Raw genomic sequence first — 22,621 nt, 5'->3', positions numbered from 1 at the left:
CATATCACTTTGTATGATCGTAAAAAATGAGGAACGTTGTCTGGCCAGATGTTTGGAGAGCGTGAAGGATTTTGTTCAAGAGATAATCATTGTTGACACTGGTTCCACGGATCGCACTGTGGAAATCGCTAAAAAGTATACGAGTAAAATTTACTCGTTTGACTGGACGAACAATTTTGCCGAAGCACGGAATTATGCTCTTCAATATGCAACGTGCGAATACATTTTACAACTGGACGCTGATGAATGGATTGGTGAAGGTGGGGAGAATCTGGGCCTTCCTTTGGATCGCGATTACTATTTTCTGCGAATTAGAAACGATATTGGTTCAGGCTTCGCTGAGTTCCATCAATTCGTAAGATTGTTTAAAAATGACCCATTGTTAAAATACGAGGGAGCTCTTCACGAACAGATTAATCTTTTGAAGCATGATAATCTTTCGTTCGATTTTATGAAAGTCCTTATTCATCATGATGGCTATACGACTGCTGTTGTTCAAAGTAAAGACAAGAATGAACGAAACATGAAGATCATAAAAGAAGAGGTAAGGGTCAATCCTTCGGCATTCAATTACCATAACCTCGGCATGCAGCTTTCTTTTGAAAACAGACATGAGGAAGCATTGGAAGCCTTGAAGAAATCGTATTCGATGGCTCCAGACCTTTCCTTTGCACCAAGAGTGCTCGCTTTTATCGTTAAATCGCTTACGGAATTGAATCGTTTTCAAGAAGCCGTTGATGTTTGTAGTGACAGCGCGCTTCTATATCCGACGAAGTCGGATTTCCCTTTCCGACTCGGGTTAATATATGAACATTTAGACTATATAGAAGATGCTATCGATTGCTTTAAAAAGTGTCTGGAAATCGGGGAAAGTCCGGATGTGATCCAGTTTAGCAATCATGAAGGAACAGGTTCATTTATGGCTCATGGCAAACTGGCAGAACTGTACACTAGGAAATCGGATTATGCTTCTGCGAAATTGCACTTTATTGAGGCGGTAAAGGAAGCTCCAGATCTTTTATATTTATTAAAAGTTTTCGTGGATCTTTATCCGAATTTGAGAGGTACCGATTTTGTGGACGCTCTTGTTAAAATATGGCCCTTAGATGAAACGAAAAGACTAGAGCAGATGATTGCCGTCCTCTACCGCCTTAGGCACCCAGGGGCATATGATCTTATCAAATGTTATCGCGTAGAAACTCCTACGGAAGTAGCAGCATGGATTGCAATGGTGGAGAATGATTTCATTCAAGCAAAATTATTATGGAATACAAGTAAAAACATAAATGAAGAGCATAGGAGAGACATTTTGTTACTAAGTTTCCTCCTTCAAGAAAACGATATCTTGCAAAAGCATAAAAATTTATTTAATTGTAGGGAAAAAGAATGGAAGTGGTGGAATCAACTGCTGCTGAGAGATGAACTATCGGAAATTACGATTACCCCTGATCTGGAGAAATACTGGGCATGGCTATGCGAAGATTTGTTAAACCTTAAAAAATATGATGAGTTGGAGTTTTTGTTGCGCCTTACAAAAGAACCCTTATTGCGATACTACATTGCATTCTATTTAAATAAACATGGTTTTAGCGAATTAGCGCTAACGGTTGTCGTAGAGTCGAAAAACAACAAGGAAAATGAAAAAATCTTTTCCTTAGTACGAAATATATTAAGAGATTTGGGGCAAATTGATGATGCGATTTATTACGGCTTAGAAGCCTATAAAATCAACCCACGTTACTCCAACGCATATGAATTGTTTTTGCTTTTAACCAAGAATCAAATGTTTCAAGAAGCAGGGGATCTATTATCTCAAATGAGGAAAATGGAGCCGACCTCTGCTTGGGCGAACCGTATTCATTTAAATGATTTCAGTGCTGTAAACTAGTTTATTTTTAAGTTCTTTAGGAGGGACCATGTTAACTAGCATAGTTATACTAACCTACAATCAATTGGAATATACGAAACAATGCATTGAAAGCATTCGTCAATACACAAGACCGGGCACCTATGAACTTATCATCGTAGATAATGCCTCTTCTGATTCAACGAGAGAGTGGGTAAGGGAGCAGAAAGACATTAGAGCTATATTCAATGACGAGAACTTGGGATTTCCCAAGGGATGTAATCAAGGAATTGAAATTTCAAACGGCGATAACATCCTTTTATTAAATAATGATGTCGTCGTTACAAGTCATTGGCTGGAGAATATGCTCTCAGCTTTGTATAGCGATGAATCCGTTGGGGCGGTTAGCTGCGTGACGAACCATTGTTCATACAAGCAGACTGTTCCCGCCAATTACGAAACCATGGACGAAATGCAAAAGTTTGCAGCAACCTTTAACCATTCCGATCCGGAGAAATGGGAAGAAAGGTTAAAGTTGGTTGGTTTCTGCTTGCTATTCAAAAGAGTCATTGTCCATACAGTCGGACTGCTCGATGAATTGTTTACTCCCGGCAATCATGAAGATGATGATTTTTCGATTAGAATGAGACAGGCAGGGTATAGACTGTTGTTATGCAAAGATACGTTTATCCACCACTACGGCAGCGTATCGTTTAAATCGCAAGAGCAGGATTTAAAATATAGGCAGTTGCTTCAAAAAAACGAGCAAAAGTTCCAAAAAAAATGGGGGTTCGACTCGAATTATTCTCAACATATCAGATATGAGTTAATTGATTTGATTGAGGCCCCCTTGGATGCACCCCTTCGTATTTTAGAAGTTGGATGTGCATGTGGCGGTACCCTTCTGGGGATAAAAAGCATGTACAAAAACAGTAAATTACATGGAATTGAGTTAAATAAAAATAGCGGACGGATTGCTTCGTTGATAGCGGAAATGCTTGATGCCGATGTTGAGAAGGACGATTTAAGCTATCCAGAAGAATATTTTGACTACATTATATGTGCAGATGTACTAGAACATATGAGCGATCCTTGGGCAGCTTTGAAAAATCTACGGAAACATTTAAAATCAAGCGGAAAGATATTAATCAGTCTTCCAAACATTATGCACTATAGTGTAATAAGCAAGCTTGTTATGGGAACCTGGGGATATGAGGAAGCCGGGATTCTAGATAAAACCCATCTAAGATTTTTTACTTTTAATGAAATACAAAAGATGGCGATAACAACAGGTTTCGAAGTAAAAAAAATAGGCGGGACGACTTTGCCTGCAACCGAGGAAACAAAAATCCTTGTCGAGCAGCTAGCTCTGATGGGACAAAAGGAAATTAAAGACCAATTTAATATTTATCAATACATTGCTTTATTCGAAAAGGAAAGCTTATACGATGTGTTGGAAAATATCATGGACTACAAAGATGACCCCCGAAATTTTTATGAAAGGGTAAAATCGTATACTCCTCAGAAGCTAATTGAACATATTCAGCATATTTCCGACGTTGCTCATAAGGTTGATTTGCTCAACGCACTTGGGGTGGTTCATTTTGAAATGGGGGCCTATGATAGGGTCCTTCCATTTTTCGATAAAGCCTATCAGCTTGATTTAGAAAATAAAGAAGTATTGTATAATATTGCATATTTTCTTGAATTTATTGGCGAAGTAGAGGAAGCGGCAACTTTTAAAAATGAGTTGAAGAAGTTGGACCCAAAGGCTTATTCTGAATTGCAATTTGCTCTGGATAATTAAACATGAGTTGCCTAACATACATGACGAAGGGAATGTTTGTGCAGCAAGGAAAAGTTAAATGGTTCAAACCCTGAACTATAACCTTTAACATGAACAGTATAAAAAAGCACTACGCTGCCAGAAGATGATGCCTATTTTCGTTAGGGGTCATCTTCTTTGGCGTCCATTGATATCGCTCGGTGTTGTAAAAATGAATGTACTCGTTAATGCAAGCTCGAAGTTCGTCAATGGTTGTGCAATCTTTGTATTCTAATTCGTTTTTCATATCACCGAAAAATGATTTTTTTGTCATAGCAGTTTCCTCTTCGGGACATGGCTTTTCTAAATCTAGCTTCTCTTATGCGTGTTTGAAATTGGGAAGTGTGTAGTGTGCATGCCTTGATCCAAATGAATAATGGCGTCGGGATGATTTATTGCCATCCAGTCGTTCTAATAGCTTGTCTAATGTTCGATCCACTAGAGACAGTTTAAGCGAAGTCGACAAGTAATGCGCAAGGATCTCGTGCGTGGAACCGTCTTTTACGCAAGAGAGATATCCCTATTGCTGGCCATGCTTCTACTTGAGGTACGTTATATCTGTGAGCAGCACTTTTTCCAGCTCTCCCTGATCAAACTGACGTTTTAGCAGATTGGCGCACGTTTTATGTTCCTGGGTAGCTTGGGCCATCTTCCGATATGGTTTAGCCTGACGATTTTTGCAACGAGATTATATTTGTGCATGAGGCGGCGAATTTTTTATGGTTCATTATCACACGATATCCTCGTTTTCAAGATTCATTTTGATAGAAAGCGCGCCGGCTTTTCTTTTTAGACGATCAAAGTGTGCCTTAATGAGCTGCAGATCCCTCTCGTCGGCCTCTCTACGTTGACGGGTTTCTTCCGTAGAGAGCCATCGTAATAACCGCTAACACTTACTTCAGCAAACTTGCAGAGATGACGAGTCAATCCCTTAATGCCATATTGACGAATGGTTCGATTGATCAGTTCGAAGCGCAATGATATGCTTAATGTTTGTCTTGCTTCGCCTGCCTTTCTAGTGCCTTCAGCTTTTTTTTAACTCATTCTCCACTTCCAGAAGCTTGATCTTCGCCTCAGCACGTCTTAATTTCTCCTCGACTGAAAGCTCCTTACTGGAGGGTCTACCAAAGCCGCTTTTACCTCGCCGTTCCTCAAGAAGACCTGCTTCGCCATGAGCAGCGTAGATAGCCTTCCAATGCTTCAAGCTCTCCTTTGGTTTATGTTGACTAAATATTTCTAGGTCAAAGCCCGCCTTAAAAAACAATAGAAATGCGATTAGTGGGTATGACAACAGCGGCAGTAGCGAAAGAACCGGGGATTGCTGACATCGGTCGATTGAAGGTGTGGGCGGGGAAATACAAGACTAAATTGGCATTTTACTGAGGCACCATTATAGAATAACAATTAAATCAAATTATTGCTATAAAAGTAATAAATATCAAATTATTTCATGGACACATTTTAACATAAATGGTAGATTACTAGTGCAGGGGGACCATATTTATATCCAAAGGAGGATAAAAGTTGAGGAGAATTAGTTATTTTTTACTACTAGCTGTTTTTGTTTTAAGTACAGTATTTGTCAGCCCATCAGGGGCACAGGCGGCATCACAATATACAGGTGGGTTATTGGATGGAGAGCCGATTCAAGTAGGAACCGTAATTGGCCAACCATTAAGTGTGGCTTCACAGTTATCGGACAACAATCCGTCTACTTACATCGATTTAAGTGGTGGAAAGTTTGCTTGGTACACATTTTCTTCGCCGGTAGAAATTTCAGCGGTCGTTGCGAAATCTTTGAACCCAGTAGCGGTTGAATTCTATGATTCAAACAATAACTTGCTGCAAAGGTATGAATTATTGAATAATGATGGGGTTCAGACACTCCCTGCCCCGGCACAGAATGTTTCGACCGTTGCATTAAAGTACACAGGAAGCAGTGGTGCCAGAGTCTACGAATGGAACGTCTTTGCTACTCCATCAACTGCACCGTTACCTACAACGATCAACTGGATCCAAAGTGGTGATCAGATCGTCAAACTGGATTGGGCTGCGACTGGAGCGGAATCGTATAATGTGAAGCGTGCCACTTCTCCTGGCGGGCCATACACATTGCTTGCAAATGTAAAAGACACAACTTATTCCGATAAGACTGTAACTAATGGAACAACATACTATTATGTGATTTCAACGGTGAACCGGGCGGGAGAAAGTGCTAACTCCCCCGAAAAAGGAATTAAGCCGGATGCAACCAAGTATACGGGGGGACTCCTGGATTGGCTTACCCTGCAAGTGGGTAAATCAATTTCCTCTCCGACAAGCACTACTCGGAATTTAACGGATAATAACCCAACCACTCTTACCGATCTAAGCGGTGGGAATTTTGTATGGTATACGTTTTCTTCGCCGGTAGAAATTTCGGCGGTCGTTGCGAAATCTTTGAACCCAGTAGCGGTTGAATTCTATGATTCAAACAATAACTTGCTGCAAAGGTATGAATTATTGAATAATGATGGGGTTCAGACACTCCCTGCCCCGGCACAGAATGTTTCGACCGTTGCATTAAAGTACACAGGAAGCAGTGGTGCCAGAGTCTACGAATGGAACGTCTTTGCTACTCCATCAACTGCACCGTTACCTACAACGATCAACTGGATCCAAAGTGGTGATCAGATCGTCAAACTGGATTGGGCTGCGACTGGAGCGGAATCGTATAATGTGAAGCGTGCCACTTCTCCTGGCGGGCCATACACATTGCTTGCAAATGTAAAAGACACAACTTATTCCGATAAGACTGTAACTAATGGAACAACATACTATTATGTGATTTCAACGGTGAACCGGGCGGGAGAAAGTGCTAACTCCCCCGAAAAAGGAATTAAGCCGGATGCAACCAAGTATACGGGGGGACTCCTGGATTGGCTTACCCTGCAAGTGGGTAAATCAATTTCCTCTCCGACAAGCACTACTCGGAATTTAACGGATAATAACCCAACCACTCTTACCGATCTAAGCGGTGGGAATTTTGTATGGTATACGTTTTCTTCGCCGGTAGAAATTTCGGCGGTCGTTGCGAAATATTTGAACCCAGTAGCGGTTGAATTCTATGATTCAAACAATAACCTGCTGCAGAGGTATGAATTTTCGAAAAGTGATGAGATTCAGACACTCCCTGCTCCAATACAGAATGTCTCAACCGTTGCATTAAAGTACACAGGAAGCAGTGCCAGAGTTTACGAATGGAACGTTTTTGGCAAAGGTGGAGAACTTCCTCCTGAGGCGCCATTAAACTTGACCGCAACGGCTGGTAACAAAACTGTTGCATTGAATTGGAGCAACTCAGGCAATGTCACTACGAGTTTTAATGTAAAACGTGCTACGGTATCCGGTGGTCCTTATATCGTAATTGGCAGCGTTACGGGAGATACTTATAGCTACATAGATAATAATGTAGTCAATGGAACTACCTATTATTATGTCGTCACAGCGGTCTCAGCAGCAGGAGAAAGCGCAAACTCGAACGAAGCTTCCGCTACTCCGAGAGCTGATGTTGTAAATCCTCCTACTCCTGGCCCAGAAGGAGAACGGGCTTTATTGCGTATTATTCTAATCAATGGAATTGAAAAGGAATATGACTTATCCATGTCTGAAGTCGTTTCCTTCATTAAGTGGTATGAAGGACGCGCTAACGGATCTGGAACTACAATGTATGCCATAGATAATGTACCTCTGTCAATAGAGTAGACACAAAGAATCGAGAAAATTATGCGGCAGATCGGTACATACGTTCGCACTCATTGGGCGTAGAATACCCAATCGCGGAATGGATTCGTTTTCCATTGTAGAAGCAGGTAATATATTCAAAAATGCGTTTCTTGGCTTGCTTGCGTGTTTTGAACTTCTCCAAGTAGACAAGTTCTTTCTTAAGCACACTGTGGAACGATTCAATACACGCATTATCGTAGCAGTTCCCTTTGCGGCTCATACTGCCTTTCATCTTGTAGGTGCACAGCCGCGCCTGGTAGTCATGAGAAGCGTACTGGCTGCCGCGATCCGAATGATGCAGAACCTCTTCGCACGGTCGCTGCTGGCTGTGGGCGCGGTCCAGCGCCGTTAACACGAGTTCTTTCGTCATTCGCTCATCCATGTGAAATCCAACGATTTTACGACTGTACAGGTCCATGATGCTTGCCAGGTATAGCCAACCCTCATCGGTCGGGATATACGTAATATCAGCCACCCAGGCCTTGTTTGGAGCGGACGGATTAAACTCGCGGTTCAACACGTTCTCTTGGACAGGCAGGTTGTGCTTCGAGTTGGTTGTGGCCTTGTATTTCTTCACCGTGCGAGAACGTAAACCCAGCTCCTTCATGATCCGAGCGACTGTTTTCTCGGACACTCGTATGCCCTGCTTGTGCAGTTCTTTTGCTACTTTGGGGCTTCCATATAATCGACGGGATTCTAGAAAGATACGACGGATCCGCCGCTCCAGCTTGCGACGTCGCTTTTCACGTTTGCTGGCTTTTCGCTGGGTCCATTTGTAATAGCCGCTTCGGGATACTTCAAAGGCTTCGCACATCTTCGAGACTCGGCACTTGAAGCGATGATCGTGGATGAAGGCATAGATCAGCGCCGGTCTTTGGCGAAGTAGTGCATCGCCTTTTTTAAGATGTCGTTCTCCTCTTCCAGATCACGAAGGCGTTTCTGAAGATCTCTCATTGCTTTATCGTCGGCTTTCAGTTGCCCACTGCCTGGAAAGGCCTGTGCGCCGTCTTTCTTGTATTCCGCCATCCAACGATACAGGGTGTTGTCGCTGATCCCCAGTTCGCGGGCGACCTGCGCCACCGCTTTCCCTTCTTCCTGGATCATCTGAATCGTTTGCAGTTTAAATTCTTTATCGTATTTTTTCGTCATGGTAGCACCTCGAATTTGGATAGATTCATTTTACCCGATTCTCGGTTCTCCATGTCTACTTTTTAGTCTAGCAGCATAAACACAATAATAATAAGGGGCCATTCGTAAATCGCAAAGATTATGTATTCTTTGATAAAATTATTACGTTTGAAGTTAATGGTTATAATACAGGGACAAGTATTCCAGAGACACCTCCCTTTGATCCCGAGGCCCATTAAACTGGGTTAACAATAACGATTCAATAATTTTATTTTTCATTTCAATTAATTTACAATAAACCATTTTCCTTTCCAATTGACAACAAACAAGCCTGAGTGGTATATTCAGGAATGTGGACGAAAGTCACACTTTATTTGATGACGAAGGGAATGTTTGTGCATGCAAGGTAAAGTAAAATGGTTTAACGCAGAAAAAGGGTATGGCTTCATCGAAACTGCTGAAGGCGGCGACGTATTCGTACACTTCTCCGCAATTCAAGCTGAAGGTTTCAAAACTTTGGAAGAAGGTCAAGACGTTGAATTCGACATCGTCGAAGGCGCTCGCGGACCTCAAGCTGCTAACGTAATCAAATTATAATCATCCGGCAAGGCCGACCTACATATACGGTTAGATGGTTAAGTAATTGAAAAACGATAGCATCAAACCCTGGAGCAATCCAGGGTTTTTTTGTGCCCTTCCGTTATCGCTCATTGGGTAAAAAGCGCGCTAGCGCCAACAAACGCGAAGTCCATGGATAAGCGCTTACATCCGCGACGTACACAGAAATGTCTTTTTACTTAGCGTTAACAAATGTGATATAATGGAATTGCAAAGGAGGAGTGCCATATGAATTTAAGTGTTCGAGGTCAACAGATCGACGTGACTGAAGCTTTGAAGGACTACGTTGACAAGAAGCTCCGCAGACTTGAAAAGTATTTTGATGCACCCCTTGCCTCAGAAGGATATGTAACGCTAAGTGTCGTTCGAGGTTTGCACACCGTGGAAGTGACGATTCCGCTCCCGGGCATGATGCTTCGTGCCGAGGACCGCAGCGACGATATGTACGCATCCATTGATGCCGTTGTGGACAAGTTGGAACGTCAAATCCGCAAACACAAAACCAAATTGAACCGCAAACTCCGTCAGGAGGGCAGCTTGAAGACGTTGTTCGCGGATGAAGCGGCCGTTGCGGGCGCAGCGCCATCCGAGCTTCAGACGGAAGAAGACCATGACGATTTCGAAGTGGTACGCATCAAGCGTTTCACGTTCAAACCGATGAATGTGGAAGAGGCCATTTTGCAGATGAACATGGTCGGGCATAATTTCTTTGTGTTTTCCAATGTAGATACCCAGGAAGTGAGTGTTGTCTACAAGCGCAACGACGGCAAATACGGTTTGATCGAACAAACGGAATCCGATCCGTATTAAGCAGCTTCGGGCTTCCAGAGGTACATTTTTCAAAATGATGCAAAAATTAAATCCGAATCCATGAAAAAAAGAGCTCAACTCCTGCAACGGATTGGGCTCTTCTTACGTATATAGATCGTAGGCCTAAAAACCGCGCATGCATTGTCATCCGCACGGTTGCGGCTTTACTTACAAACTGTTACAATTTATGCAAACGCCATTTTCGGGATTTTATATGTAGAGGCTTGAATATGCATCCTAAGGATTTGGCAAAATCCTGTTTGTTCAACGAATTAACTTCAAACCGTAACAACGGTCTGGGTGAAGTCGATTCTGTTTCGCGGATCATTTCATTCAGACAATCACCTGCATTTCTGTATGAATCGGTTCGTCAGCGGATCCTGTCATTCAGCGCATGCCTGTGAGACGGATTCTCCGGATCGATTTCATTTGTTGATAACCCTGAATTCTTGAAGTTAATTTAACATTTGTTTTGCGTGAAAGGGGTTAACCATGCTAGGACTTGTTAAAAAAATCTTTGGTGACACGAATGACCGCGACGTCAAACGTTTGATGAAAACGGTCGATATCATTAACAAACTAGAACCGGATTTCGTAAAGCTGACCGATGAACAGCTGAAAGCCAAAACGGCGGAATTCCGCGCGCGCATCGAAAAGGGCGAAACGCTCGACGAGCTCCTTCCGGAAGCGTTCGCGACCGTGCGTGAAGCCTCGAAGCGCGTTCTCGGCAAAAGACATTACGATGTCCAGCTGATCGGGGGCATGGCGCTTCACGAAGGCCGTATCGCCGAGATGAAAACCGGTGAAGGTAAAACCCTCGTCGGCACGCTGCCGGTATATCTGAACGCCCTCCTCGGCCTAGGCGTGCACGTCGTTACGGTCAACGACTATCTTGCACAGCGCGACAGCCAGGAAATGGGCCAAATTTACGAATTTTTGGGCATGACCGTCGGGGTAAACCTGAACGGCATGGACCATGCCGATAAGCAAGTCGCTTATGCTTGCGATATTACGTACGGCACGAACAACGAGTTCGGCTTCGACTATTTGCGCGACAACATGGTGCTGTACAAAGAGCAGATGGTACAACGTCCGCTGTACTTCTGTACGATCGACGAAGTGGACTCCATTTTGATCGACGAAGCGCGTACGCCGCTGATCATTTCCGGACAAGCTCAGAAGTCGACGCAGCTGTACTACGTGGCTGACCGCTTCGTGAAGACTCTCCAGGCGGAAGAGGATTTCACGGTCGATATTAAGGTCAAATCCGTTGCGCTTACCGAAAAAGGCGTGGCGAAAGCGGAACGCGCCTTTGGCATCGACAACCTGTACGACCACGCCCACGTGACGCTGAACCACCACATCGTGCAGGCGCTCAAAGCGAACGTCATCATGCGCCGCGACGTGGATTACGTCGTCACCGAAGACGAAGTCGTCATCGTCGACGAATTCACGGGCCGTCTGATGGCCGGCCGCCGCTATAGCGACGGGCTGCACCAGGCGATCGAGGCGAAGGAAGGCATCGAGGTTCAGAACGAAAGCATGACGCTGGCCACGATTACGTTCCAGAACTACTTCCGCATGTACCGCAAGCTGGCGGGCATGACCGGTACGGCGAAAACCGAGGAAGAAGAATTCAAGAAAATTTACGGCCTGGAAGTGCTCCAGGTGCCTACGAATAAACCGAACCAGCGGATCGATATGCCTGACGTGGTCTACAAGAGCGTAAACGGGAAGTTCAAGGCCGTCGTGGAGGAAATCGTGGAACGCCACAAAAAGAACCAGCCGGTTCTGGTCGGCACGGTGTCCATCGAGAACTCCGAGCTCATTTCGGATATGCTGAAGCGCAAAGGCGTCAAACACCAGGTGCTGAACGCCAAATACCATGCCGAAGAAGCCGAAATCATCGCGGGCGCCGGTCAACCGGGCGCCGTCACGATCGCCACGAACATGGCGGGCCGCGGTACGGACATTTTGCTGGGCGAAGGCGTGGCCGAGCTGGGCGGTCTGCACATCATCGGTACGGAACGGCATGAATCCCGCCGGATCGATAACCAGCTTCGCGGACGCGCAGGACGCCAGGGCGACCCGGGCTCCACGCAGTTCTACCTTTCGCTGGGCGACGAGCTGATGAAACGCTTCGGCGCGGACAACGTGCTGAACATGATGGAGCGTCTCGGTTTCGAAGAAGACCAGCCGATCGAGAGCAAAATGATCACGCGTGCGATCGAATCCGCGCAAAAACGCGTCGAAGGCAACAACTTCGACCTGCGCAAAATCGTTCTCCAATACGACGACGTCATGAACCAGCAGCGCGAAATCATCTACAAGCAGCGCCGCGAAATTTTGGAATCCGACAACATCAAGGAAATCGTCATGGACATGATCAAGCCGGTCATCGACCGCGTGGTCGAAGCCCACTGCCAAGACGATATTCCGGAGAACTGGGAGCTGCAGGAGGTTGCCGATTACGTCAACAGCAAGCTTCTGGACGAAGGTTCCGTTACCCGCGACGATTTGTGGGGCAAAGAAATTCCGGAGATGGCGGATTTCATCTTCGAGAAAGTCAAAGCCAGATACGACCAACGCGAAGAACGCATCGGCTCCGAACTCGTTCGCGAGTTTGAGAAAGTGATCGTGCTCCGTTCCGTAGACAGCAAGTGGATGGACCATATCGACGCCATGGACCAGCTGCGTCAAGGTATCCACCTTCGCGCTTACGGCGGTACGGATCCGCTTCGCGAGTACCAGTTCGAGGGCTTCGAAATGTTTAATGCCATGACGGCTGCCATTCAGGAAGAAGTGGCCACTTACGTCATGAAGGCCCATATCGAAGCGAACCAGGAGCGCCAGGCGGTGGTGGAAGAAAGCAAAATTACCACCAACAGCGAACCTGCCGAGAAAAAACCGGTGCATGTCGGGGAACAAATCGGGCGCAACGATCCTTGCCCATGCGGCAGCGGCAAAAAATACAAGCACTGCCACGGGCAAGAATAGCCGTATCGGAATAAATTGAACTGGCGGCAAGAGACAATATACAGATCATAAAGCCTGCCTGCGGTCTAACGGCTTGCAGGCGCAAGGATAACAAGCCGGGCCCATTCATTGGATCCGGACCCAGACTCCCTTGAATCGAAGGTTAAGGCGCGGGCGACCCTGCAGGTATCCCGAGCCCCTTTGTTTAAGGGAGTTTATGTCGATAGAAGAGGTGAAGAACAATCATGATCGATGCATCTGTCAAACATGATTTGCGGGAAATCGCAACCAAATTAACCAACCTTAGGGGGTCTCTTTGACTTAGATCTTAAACAGGAAATGATCGCCAACTACGAGGAGAAAATGTCCGCGCCCGATTTTTGGGACGATAACGAAAAGGCGCAGGGCATCATCGCCGAAATGAACGCGGTCAAATCTTCCGTGGACCAATACGAAAAGCTGCAGCAGGAATACGACGACGCGGCCATGATGGCCGAGCTGGCCGAAGAGGAAGGCGACGAATCGCTTGTCGAGGAAATCAGCGAAGCGGTAACGAACCTCAAGAAAAAACTTGAAGAGTTTGAACTGAATCTGCTGCTGAACCAGCCTTACGACAAAATGAATGCGATTCTGGAGCTTCACCCGGGAGCGGGCGGCACGGAATCCCAGGACTGGGGCCAAATGCTGCTGCGGATGTATACGAGATGGGCCGAAAAAAGAGGCTACAAGGTCGAAGTGCTCGACTACCTGCCGGGTGACGAAGCGGGCATCAAAAGCGTCACGCTTCTCATCAAAGGATTTAACGCTTACGGATATTTGAAGGCGGAAAAAGGCGTTCACCGTCTGGTGCGGATTTCGCCATTCGACTCGTCGGGCCGGCGCCATACCTCGTTCGTATCCTGCGACGTCGTGCCGGAAATTACGGATGACGTCGAGATCGAAATCCGGACCGAAGATCTGAAGATCGATACGTACCGGGCCAGCGGCGCGGGCGGCCAGCATATCAACACCACCGACTCGGCCGTGCGGATTACCCACATCCCGACGGGGATCGTGGTCACCTGCCAGAACGAACGGTCGCAGATCAAAAACCGGGAGCGCGCGATGACGATGCTCCGTTCGAAACTGTATGAGCGCAAAATCGAAGAGCAGCAAAAAGAGCTGGATGAAATCCGAGGGGAACAGTCGGATATTGCCTGGGGCAGCCAGATCCGATCCTACGTATTTCATCCCTATAGCATGGTAAAGGACCACCGCACATCAGTAGAGACCGGCAACGTCGGCGCCGTGATGGACGGGGATCTGGACCTGTTCATCGACGGCTATTTGCGCAGCCAAATTAAAGTGGATACCGAATAAAACCTAAAAAATTCCTACACGCTATATAGATTGAACGAGGGATTCGTTTCCCTGAAGTTCACTGTATCGTTGTAGGAATTTTTTTCGTTCATTACCGTTTCGGGCGGACTCATCCACACCGCGGATATTGATCATTTTTAAGCCAAGGAGAGAAAAAAGAAGATGTCGCATGCAGAAGTTTCGGGCCGCAGAAAGGCCCCCATCCTCCCCCCATCCGGACCGCTCCGCCATACGGCGGATATCGCCCTGATCGTCGTGGGTTCGTTTGTGATCGCTTTAGGGTTTAATTTATTTTTCCTGCCTCACGGGATCGCGTCCGGCGGCGTCTCGGGGATTTCCGTGCTGTTTGAGGCATGGTTCGGCCTGGAGCCGGCTTATACGCAATGGGCGCTGAACATTCCGGTGTTTATATTGGGATTTTTGCTGCTGGGGAAAAACTACGCGGTTCGTTCGCTGCTCGGCAGCATCGTTTTGCCGCTGTTCGTCTATGTGACGAAGGATTGGCCGCTGCCGACGGATAACCCGATACTCGCCTCGATCTACGGGGGGATCGCCGTAGGCTTGGGCATCGGCATCGTATACCGGGGCAGAGGATCGACCGGAGGGCTGGCGACCGTGGCCCAGATCATCCAGAAGTACAGCGGGCTCAATTTTTCCCTCTGCGTGGTGATGCTGGACGGCAGCGTCATTCTTTTGGCGGCATGCACGTTGTCCCTCGAAAAAGCGCTGTATGCGCTTGTAGGCCTTTACGTCTCAGGAAAGGTCATCGATGCGGTAGAACTTGGCTTCAGCTACTCCAAGGTGGCGTACATTATATCGGACCATACGGACCGCATCAGCGAAGCGATTTTGCATGAACTTGATCGAGGGTTGACGAAGCTGAATGCCCAGGGCGGTTACACCGGGGATGACCGTACCGTGCTGATGGTCGTCATCGGCCAAAGCGAGGCGACAAGGCTCAAAACGTTGGTGCGTTCCGTCGATCCCAAAGCGTTTGTTATTATCAGCAGTGCGCATGAAGTGCTCGGGGAAGGGTTTAAACTGGAGGCATAGCGAGGTTATAGGGCCCGAAAGAGGCATCCGGCTATCATCGATAGCTTGGGTGTCTCTTTTTTGATATGAATGCTTGTCTAGGCGAAATGGAAATAAACCGGTGGGGACATGCGTAAATTCGGTTTGAAGTGTTGTATTTATATAAATACGGTCGTATAATAATACATATTTGTGAGAGGGATGCAAGTCAGACGGATAGAGAGGAGAACAAAGGGATGCCAGGAGAACAAGGGGAAACGGGGAAAATCAGGATAGCGATCGTCGGCTCGACGGGTTATGGCGGGGTGGAATTGATCCGGCTGCTTCAAGCCCATCCGCTGGCGGAAATTACGTCTGTGATTTCATCATCAAGCGCGGGAGCGCCGATATCGGAAGGTTTTCCGCATTTAACGGATATTATCGTGCATAAGCTGGACGGCGTGAATGCCGCGGAAATCGCCGGAAAAGCCGATGTCGTGTTTACGGCAACGCCATCCGGCGTAAGCTCGAAATTGGTGCCGGAGCTGCTGGAAGCGGGGCTGAAAGTCATTGATTTGTCGGGCGACTTTCGGATTAAGGACGGCGGCACGTACGAACAATGGTATAAACATTCGGCTCCGGAGGAGCGGTATTTGGAAAAAGCGGTGTACGGCTTATGCGAGATTTATGGGGAGGAAGTCGCAAACGTCGATTTCGTCTCGAACCCCGGCTGTTATCCAACGGCAACGCTGCTCGGCCTCATCCCGGCCATCCGTTCCGGCTGGATCGACCCGAAAAGCATCATTATCGATGCCAAATCCGGCGTTTCCGGCTCGGGCCGGGGCACCAGCCTGACTTCGCATTACGCGGAAATCAACGAAAATTTTAAAGCCTATAAGGTCAACAAACACCAGCACATTCCTGAAATCGAACAGGTGCTGGGCCAAGTTGCCGGCGAGCCGGTAACCGTGACCTTTACGACGCATCTCGTTCCGATGACGCGCGGAATCATGAGCACGATGTATGCACGGATGAACGGTACGTATAGCGATGAGGACTTCGTGAAGCTGTACCGGGAGTATTATGAGGGCCGCCCGTTCGTGCGCGTGCGGGATAAAGGCATTTGGCCGGCGACCAAAGAGGTGTACGGCTCCAATTACTGCGACATCGGTTTTGCGGCGGACGAACGGACGGGACGCGTGACGATCATTTCCGTGATCGACAACGTCGTGAAGGGTGCCGCGGGCCAAGCGATACAGAACCTGAATCTGATGATGGGATGGGAGGAGAATCTCGGACTGGGATACACGCCGGTGTATCCGTAAGGAAAGGGATGAAAGCATATGGGACAATCAAAATTTACCGCGGTACAAGGCGGTTCCATCATAACACCAAAGGGCTTTTCCGCAGGCGGCTTGCACTGCGGGCTCAAAAAATCCGGGCGTCATGACCTCGGCGCCATTTTTTGCGAAGTACCGGCCGTCGCGGCGGCCGTCTATACGACCAACTTGATCCAGGCCGCACCGCTGAAGGTGACGCGCGAAAGCCTGCAGGACGGCAGACTGCAGGCTGTTGTCGTTAACAGCGGCAATGCCAATGCCTGCACCGGCAAACAGGGCGAAGAAGATGCCTATACGATGCGGGCGGAAGCTGCCCGCCATCTTGGCGTAGCGGAGCAGGACGTGGCGGTCGCCTCAACGGGCGTAATCGGCGAACTGCTCAAAATGGACCGCGTCACGGAGGGAATTGCCGGCTTGCCGGATCGGCTGAGCGGCGAAGCATCCGGTGCGGAGGATTTTTCGCAGGCGATTTTAACGACCGACCTCGTAAAGAAGGAAGCATGCGTTTCGGTCGTCGTTAACGGCAAGGACGTGACGATTGCCGGGGCGGCCAAAGGGTCGGGAATGATTCATCCGAACATGGCGACGATGCTGGCGTTTATGACGACGGATGCTGCGATCGAGGCAGGAGCGCTGCAGCAGCTTCTGCGTCAGGCCACAGACGTTACCTTTAACATGATCACGGTGGATGGGGATACCAGCACCAATGACATGCTCATTGCGATGGCGAGCGGGTTGGCTGGCAATGAGGCGCTGCATCCGGCGCACCCGGATTGGGAGGCTTTTGCGGCAGGATTCACTTATATCTGCCAAGTATTGGCCCAAGCGATCGCCCGGGACGGCGAAGGGGCAACGAAGCTGGTCGAGGTGCAGGTGAACGGAGCGGTCAGCGACGCGTCAGCGCGCGCCATTGCCAAGACGGTGATTGGATCGAGCCTCGTCAAATCGGCGGTATTCGGCGCCGATGCGAACTGGGGACGGGTGATCGCGGCGGTCGGCCGTGCAGGAGAACCCGTGAATCCGGAAACGGTGGACATTCAAATCGGCCACATTTCGGTTTTGGAAGGCTCCCGGCCGGTCGCGTTTGACGAAGAGGAAGCCTTGCAATATTTGAAGGGCGATACCGTCCGGATTGCGGTGGATCTGCATCAAGGAGAAGGCCGGGCCACGGCCTGGGGCTGTGATTTGACTTACGATTATGTCCGCATCAATGCGGCTTACCGAACCTAACCAAACGGATACGGAGGGAGGAGAGAGCAAGTGGAAACATTGGAGCAGCGGGACGCCCGGGTGGCCGATCATGCAGGCCGGCAAAGCTTCGTGATGAAATGCGGCGGCAGTACGCTGGCGGCGCTGCCGGATTCGTTTTTCGAGGATTTGAAGCAGCTGCAGGCTTCCGGCATCCAAACCGTGATCGTTCACGGCGGCGGACCGGCCATTTCGGAAAATCTGGAGAAGCTTGGGATTGAGACGGAATTCGTGAACGGCTTGCGACGGACGACGGAGGCGGTGCTCGACGTGGTGGAGATGGTGCTCGCGGGCAGCATCAACAAGCAGATCGTCCGGCGCATCCAGCAAAGCGGCGGCAGGGCGCTTGGCATCTCGGGCGTCGACGGCGGTTTGATCCAAGCGCAGCCGGTAGCGAATAGCGATGCGGTAGGCTGGGTCGGGGACGTCACGCATGTAAGGTCCGACATCATTCAAGGGATTGCGGCTATGGGCTACATGCCGGTCATCGCGCCTGTCGGCGTGGATCCGAGCGGGCAGCGGTACAACATCAATGCCGACACGGCCGCGGGAGCGGTCGCTTCGCATCTGGGAACGGACCGGATGATCGTCGTAACCGACGTTCCGGGCATCATGAAAGAGATTGAAGGCGCCAAGCAGGTGCTTCCTGTCGTGACGGTTCAACAGATCGAGGACATGATCGCCAGCGGCGACATTTACGGCGGAATGATCCCGAAAGTCAAAGCGGCGGTCGGCTGCATTCAGGGCGACGTCCGGGAAGTCGTCATCGTGAACGGCAGCGAGCCGATGGTGCTGAGCAGGGTGCTGCAAGGGGAAGCCATCGGGACGAGAATCGTAAAATAAAACACTTCAAATACAGATGTTTGGCTATACCGACCAACGCGGCGGATGAAAAGTACGGCAAAGAAACGATCATATATCGATTCGGATAGGAGTGATTTTATATGAGTATCCCTGAAGGGCAATCCAGTTCGTTGTTTCCCAACTACGCCAGATATCCGATCAGTTTGGTAAAAGGCCAAGGCAGCTGGTTGTGGGACGACCAAGGCAACAAGTATCTCGATTTCATGAGCGGCATCGCAGTAACCAACCTGGGCCATGCCCCGGAGAAAGTGACGGCGAAGCTGAAAGGGCAGCTGGATCAGCTGTGGCATGTGTCGAACCTGTTCCACATTCCGAATCAGGAAAAGGCGGCGGCGCTTCTTACGGCGAACAGCTGTGCCGATGCGGTGTTTTTCTGCAACAGCGGCGCCGAAGCGAATGAAGCGGCGATCAAGCTGGCACGGCGTTATCACCAAAAGGTAAAAGGCACGGATCGTTATGAGATCATCACCTTTTTCCAGTCGTTCCATGGACGGACGCTGGCGACGCTGACGGCGACGGGGCAGGACAAAGTAAAGGACGGTTTCCTGCCGCTTCCTGCCGGCTTTAAAAGCGTGCCGCTGCATGACCTGGATGCGCTCAAAGCGGCCATTACCGACCATACGGCGGCCGTCATGCTGGAGCTGGTGCTTGCCGAAGGCGGCGTGCTTCCGGTGGAAGAAGGATTTGTCCGCGCCATTCAGGAGCTGTGCAAGGAGCATGGCCTGCTGCTGATCATCGACGAAGTGCAGACCGGCATGGGACGTACGGGCAAACTGTTTGCGCATGAGCATTACGGCATTGAACCGGATATTTTTACGCTTGCCAAAGGCATTGCCAGCGGCTTTCCGACCGGCGCGATGCTCGGCAAAGCTTTTCTGCGGGATGCGTTTTCGGCGGGCAGCCACGGCTCGACCTTCGGCGGAACGCCGATTGCGACGGCGGCCGTCATCGCCACGATCGAAACGATGCTGGAGGACCGGCTTCCGCAGCGCGCGGAAGAGATGGGAGCTTATTTGAAAGAGCAGCTGACGGAGAAGCTGGCAGGCAACCCTCACGTCAAAGCCGTCCGAGGCCTCGGTTTGCTGGTTGGCATCGAATGCGCGGAACCTGTGGGCGACCTGGTGCTCGAAGGCCAAAAACGCGGGCTGCTGTTCATTACTGCAGGACCCAACGTCATCCGGCTGCTGCCGAACCTGTACGTGACGAAGGAAGAAATCGATCAGGCGGTAAGCATCATCGCCGGCGTGATCCATGACCATACGGCCGTAAAAAAAGATTAATATATTATAAATATTTTTTATCCTGAATGACCTGTTGCGGGGCGAAGCGGCCTGAGAACGCCGGCCATCGGCAAAACGGCCCGTACCGCAGCGTCATTAGGCGAGATGATAACCAAACGCAAACAAGGAGGAACACCCATGACCCAAACAGAGCAGCTGCAGCATGTCAACCTGAAGGGCCGGGATTTGCTTGAGCTGGACGACTACTCCACGGAAGAGATCCAGTACCTGCTCGATCTGGCGATCGAACTGAAGCGCAAGCAAAAAAACGGCGAGGTTTACCAGCCGCTGAAAGGCAAAACGATCGGACTCATTTTCGAAAAATCTTCCACCCGTACGCGGGTTTCCTTTGAAGTCGGGGCGTTCCAGCTTGGAGCGCACGCGCTCTTTTTAAGCAAAAACGACATCCAGCTCGGACGGGGCGAAATCATCAGCGATACCGCGCAGGTGCTTTCCCGTTACCTCGACGGCATTATGATCCGTACCTTCGGGCACAACAATGTGGTGGATCTGGCCAAATACGCTACCGTGCCGGTCATCAACGGGCTGAGCGATCTGGCGCATCCGTGCCAGGTGCTGGCGGATTACCAAACGATCCTCGAACATAAAGGCAAGCTGAAAGGCCTTAAGCTCGCGTACATCGGCGACGGCAACAACATGGCGCATTCCCTCATGATCGGCGGAGCGAAGCTGGGCGTGCATGTGTCCGTGGCCAGTCCGGAAGGATATGAGCCGGATGCGGAGGTCGTGAAGGCAAGCCGCGAAATCGCGAAGGAGACCGGCGCAGAAATCGTCGTAACGCGCAGCCCGCAGGAAGCGGTCAAAGACGCCGACGTCATCTATACGGACGTATGGGCAAGCATGGGCTTCGAGGAAGAGCAAAAGATCCGCGAGGCCGCTTTTAAGGACTATCAAGTAGACGAAGAGCTGGCGAAAGGCGCAAAAAGCGACTATCTGTTCATGCACTGCCTGCCTGCGCACCGCGGAGAGGAAGTCAGCGAAGGCGTCATCGACGGCAAAAACTCGGTGATTTTCGATCAGGCCGAAAACCGCCTGCACGCGCAGAAAGCATTGATGGCTGCGTTGATGGGGTAGACAACGGCGATCGGAAGAACGATACGTACCCGGAGCGGTCAACACGAGCGAAAATGTTCTATGGGTTAAAGACCCCATCACGATATAATCAAACCATGAAGCATAAACGAAAGGAAGTTCATGATGGCAAAAGAAAAAATCGTGCTCGCCTATTCCGGCGGGCTGGACACATCCATTATCCTCAAATGGCTCAAAGAAACTTACGACGCGGAAATTATCGCCTTTACGGCGGATATCGGCCAGAAGGAAGAACTGGACGGCCTCGAAGCCAAGGCGCTTGCGACCGGTGCTTCCAAAGTATACATCGACGATTTGCGCGAGGAGTTCGCGAAGGACTTTATTTATCCGATGTTCCAAGCAGGCGCGCTGTATGAAGGCCAGTATTTGCTCGGCACAAGCATCGCGCGTCCATTGATCGCTAAACGCATGGTGGAGATCGCCCGCGCCGAAGGCGCCACCGCGATTGCGCACGGGGCAACGGGCAAAGGGAATGACCAGGTCCGTTTTGAGCTCGGCGTTGCCGCACTGGCTCCGGACATCGAAGTGATCGCGCCATGGCGCCTCGAGGAGTTCCGCAACGACTTCCCGGGCCGCGCCGAAATGATCGCTTTTGCAGAAAAACACGGCATTCCGGTTACCGCCTCTGCTGCCAAACCATACTCCATGGACCGCAACCTGCTGCATATCAGCTACGAAAGCGGCGTGCTGGAGGATCCTTGGTTCGATGCCAGCGCACCGGAAAACAAAGACATGTACCTTCTCAGCAACTCCCCCGAGGATGCGCCGGATGAAGCGGAATACCTCGAGCTCGAGTTCGTCCAAGGCAACTGCGTGGCGTTGAACGGCGAGCAGCTGAACCCGCTGCAGGTCATGGAAAAACTGAACGAGCTTGGCGGCAAACACGGCATCGGCCGCGTCGACATGGTGGAAAACCGCTTCGTCGGCATGAAAAGCCGCGGGGTGTACGAAACGCCGGGCGGAACGATTTTGTTCACCGCTCACCGCAAAATGGAATCCATCACGATGGACCGCGAAGTGATGAACCTGCGCGACAGCCTCATTACGCGTTACAGCACGCTCGTATACAACGGTTTCTGGTTTGCGCCGGAACGCCTTGCTTTGCAGGCGCTGGTGACCGAAAGCCAAAAGAACGTCACCGGAACGGTGCGCGTGAAGCTCTATAAAGGCAATATCATCGCCGCGGGCGTCAAAAGTCCGGTCAGCTTGTACAACCCGGATATCGCAACGATGGAAGCCGATCCGACGCAAGCGTACGATCAAGGGGATGCAACGGGCTTTATCCGCTTGAACGCGCTTCGCCTCAAAGTGGGCACGGGCGTGGAGCAGAACAACAAATAGAACCATGAACCGCGCAAGCGTAACGGCGATGACGGCCGCTGCTTTTCATTCATGAGAAGGAGCGGCCCTCTGCCGTATCAGAGAGGAGAGAACATTC

General features: G+C 49.6%; 17 protein-coding genes. 14 read left to right on the top strand and 3 right to left on the bottom strand.

Going from position 1 to position 22,621, the window contains the following annotated elements:
- Positions 1-13: 13 nt before the first annotated feature.
- Both NYE48_RS25585 and NYE48_RS25580 read left to right on the top strand, forming a co-directional pair.
- Positions 14-1,888, top strand: coding sequence for a glycosyltransferase (locus NYE48_RS25585; RefSeq protein ID WP_341000355.1), 1,875 nt, complete (start codon positions 14-16; stop codon positions 1,886-1,888).
- Positions 1,889-1,916: 28 nt separating this feature from the next.
- The gene (locus NYE48_RS25580; protein WP_341000354.1) at positions 1,917-3,653 is read left to right on the top strand and encodes a glycosyltransferase; all 1,737 of its coding nucleotides are present in this window, start codon (positions 1,917-1,919) and stop codon (positions 3,651-3,653) included.
- Between the two features lie 109 nt (positions 3,654-3,762).
- Here the strand turns inward: NYE48_RS25580 and NYE48_RS25575 are convergent, their stop codons facing one another.
- A complete protein-coding gene (locus NYE48_RS25575; RefSeq protein WP_341000353.1) occupies positions 3,763-3,945 on the bottom strand; it encodes an IS3 family transposase in 183 nt (60 codons plus the stop codon).
- A 750-nt stretch (positions 3,946-4,695) separates the two neighbouring features.
- Positions 4,696-4,875, bottom strand: a complete 180-nt coding sequence (locus NYE48_RS25570) for a hypothetical protein (protein ID WP_341000352.1) — start codon at positions 4,873-4,875, stop codon at positions 4,696-4,698.
- Positions 4,876-5,195: 320 nt separating this feature from the next.
- Here NYE48_RS25570 and NYE48_RS25565 point away from each other — a divergent pair, with 320 nt between their 5' ends.
- Positions 5,196-7,415 carry a fibronectin type III domain-containing protein gene (locus NYE48_RS25565; protein WP_341000351.1) on the top strand — a complete coding sequence of 740 codons (2,220 nt, stop codon included), beginning with the start codon at positions 5,196-5,198 and terminating at the stop codon, positions 7,413-7,415.
- A gap of 19 nt (positions 7,416-7,434) precedes the next feature.
- Here the strand turns inward: NYE48_RS25565 and NYE48_RS25560 are convergent.
- Positions 7,435-8,585 (bottom strand): IS3 family transposase gene (locus tag NYE48_RS25560; RefSeq protein ID WP_340997616.1). Its coding sequence is split into 2 segments (ribosomal slippage): positions 7,435-8,330 and positions 8,330-8,585, totalling 1,152 coding nucleotides; the frame shifts between segments, so codons are not numbered across the junction.
- A 378-nt stretch (positions 8,586-8,963) separates the two neighbouring features.
- Between NYE48_RS25560 and NYE48_RS25555 the strand changes: the two genes are divergently transcribed.
- The 11 genes from NYE48_RS25555 to NYE48_RS25505 all read left to right on the top strand — a co-directional run bounded on the left by NYE48_RS25555 (position 8,964) and on the right by NYE48_RS25505 (position 22,524).
- On the top strand, positions 8,964-9,161 hold the full coding sequence (locus tag NYE48_RS25555; protein ID WP_036710441.1) for a cold shock domain-containing protein: 198 nt from the start codon (positions 8,964-8,966) through the stop codon (positions 9,159-9,161).
- A 249-nt stretch (positions 9,162-9,410) separates the two neighbouring features.
- The gene (gene hpf, locus NYE48_RS25550) at positions 9,411-9,992 is read left to right on the top strand and encodes a ribosome hibernation-promoting factor, HPF/YfiA family (protein ID WP_212949859.1); all 582 of its coding nucleotides are present in this window, start codon (positions 9,411-9,413) and stop codon (positions 9,990-9,992) included.
- A gap of 492 nt (positions 9,993-10,484) precedes the next feature.
- Complete coding sequence (secA, locus tag NYE48_RS25545) at positions 10,485-12,989, top strand: preprotein translocase subunit SecA (protein WP_212949860.1); 2,505 nt, start codon at positions 10,485-10,487, stop codon at positions 12,987-12,989.
- Positions 12,990-13,213: 224 nt separating this feature from the next.
- Positions 13,214-14,327, top strand: a protein-coding gene (gene prfB / locus NYE48_RS25540; RefSeq protein ID WP_212949862.1) for a peptide chain release factor 2 whose coding sequence is annotated in 2 segments (ribosomal slippage) — positions 13,214-13,285 and positions 13,287-14,327 — 1,113 coding nt in all. Because the reading frame shifts where the segments join, the coding sequence is not laid out codon by codon here.
- Between the two features lie 162 nt (positions 14,328-14,489).
- Positions 14,490-15,380, top strand: coding sequence for a YitT family protein (locus NYE48_RS25535; RefSeq protein ID WP_341000350.1), 891 nt, complete (start codon positions 14,490-14,492; stop codon positions 15,378-15,380).
- A gap of 215 nt (positions 15,381-15,595) precedes the next feature.
- Positions 15,596-16,663: an N-acetyl-gamma-glutamyl-phosphate reductase gene (gene argC / locus NYE48_RS25530; RefSeq protein WP_212949866.1), complete on the top strand. Its 1,068-nt coding sequence runs from the start codon at positions 15,596-15,598 to the stop codon at positions 16,661-16,663.
- 18 nt (positions 16,664-16,681) lie between these two features.
- Positions 16,682-17,908: a bifunctional glutamate N-acetyltransferase/amino-acid acetyltransferase ArgJ gene (gene argJ / locus NYE48_RS25525; protein ID WP_341000349.1), complete on the top strand. Its 1,227-nt coding sequence runs from the start codon at positions 16,682-16,684 to the stop codon at positions 17,906-17,908.
- A 93-nt stretch (positions 17,909-18,001) separates the two neighbouring features.
- Positions 18,002-18,769 carry an acetylglutamate kinase gene (gene argB / locus NYE48_RS25520; RefSeq protein ID WP_341000730.1) on the top strand — a complete coding sequence of 256 codons (768 nt, stop codon included), beginning with the start codon at positions 18,002-18,004 and terminating at the stop codon, positions 18,767-18,769.
- Positions 18,770-18,870: 101 nt separating this feature from the next.
- Complete coding sequence (locus NYE48_RS25515; protein ID WP_341000348.1) at positions 18,871-20,070, top strand: acetylornithine transaminase; 1,200 nt, start codon at positions 18,871-18,873, stop codon at positions 20,068-20,070.
- Positions 20,071-20,208: 138 nt separating this feature from the next.
- On the top strand, positions 20,209-21,165 hold the full coding sequence (gene argF / locus NYE48_RS25510) for an ornithine carbamoyltransferase (RefSeq protein ID WP_341000347.1): 957 nt from the start codon (positions 20,209-20,211) through the stop codon (positions 21,163-21,165).
- A gap of 123 nt (positions 21,166-21,288) precedes the next feature.
- Entirely contained in the window at positions 21,289-22,524 is a 1,236-nt protein-coding gene (locus NYE48_RS25505) for an argininosuccinate synthase (RefSeq protein WP_036710464.1), read from the top strand.
- Positions 22,525-22,621: the final 97 nt, after the last annotated feature.

Source organism: Paenibacillus sp. FSL M7-1455, from assembly GCF_038004655.1.
GTDB lineage: Bacteria > Bacillota > Bacilli > Paenibacillales > Paenibacillaceae > Paenibacillus_AQ > Paenibacillus_AQ cookii.
This window is presented reverse-complemented; position numbering and strand designations above follow the sequence as displayed.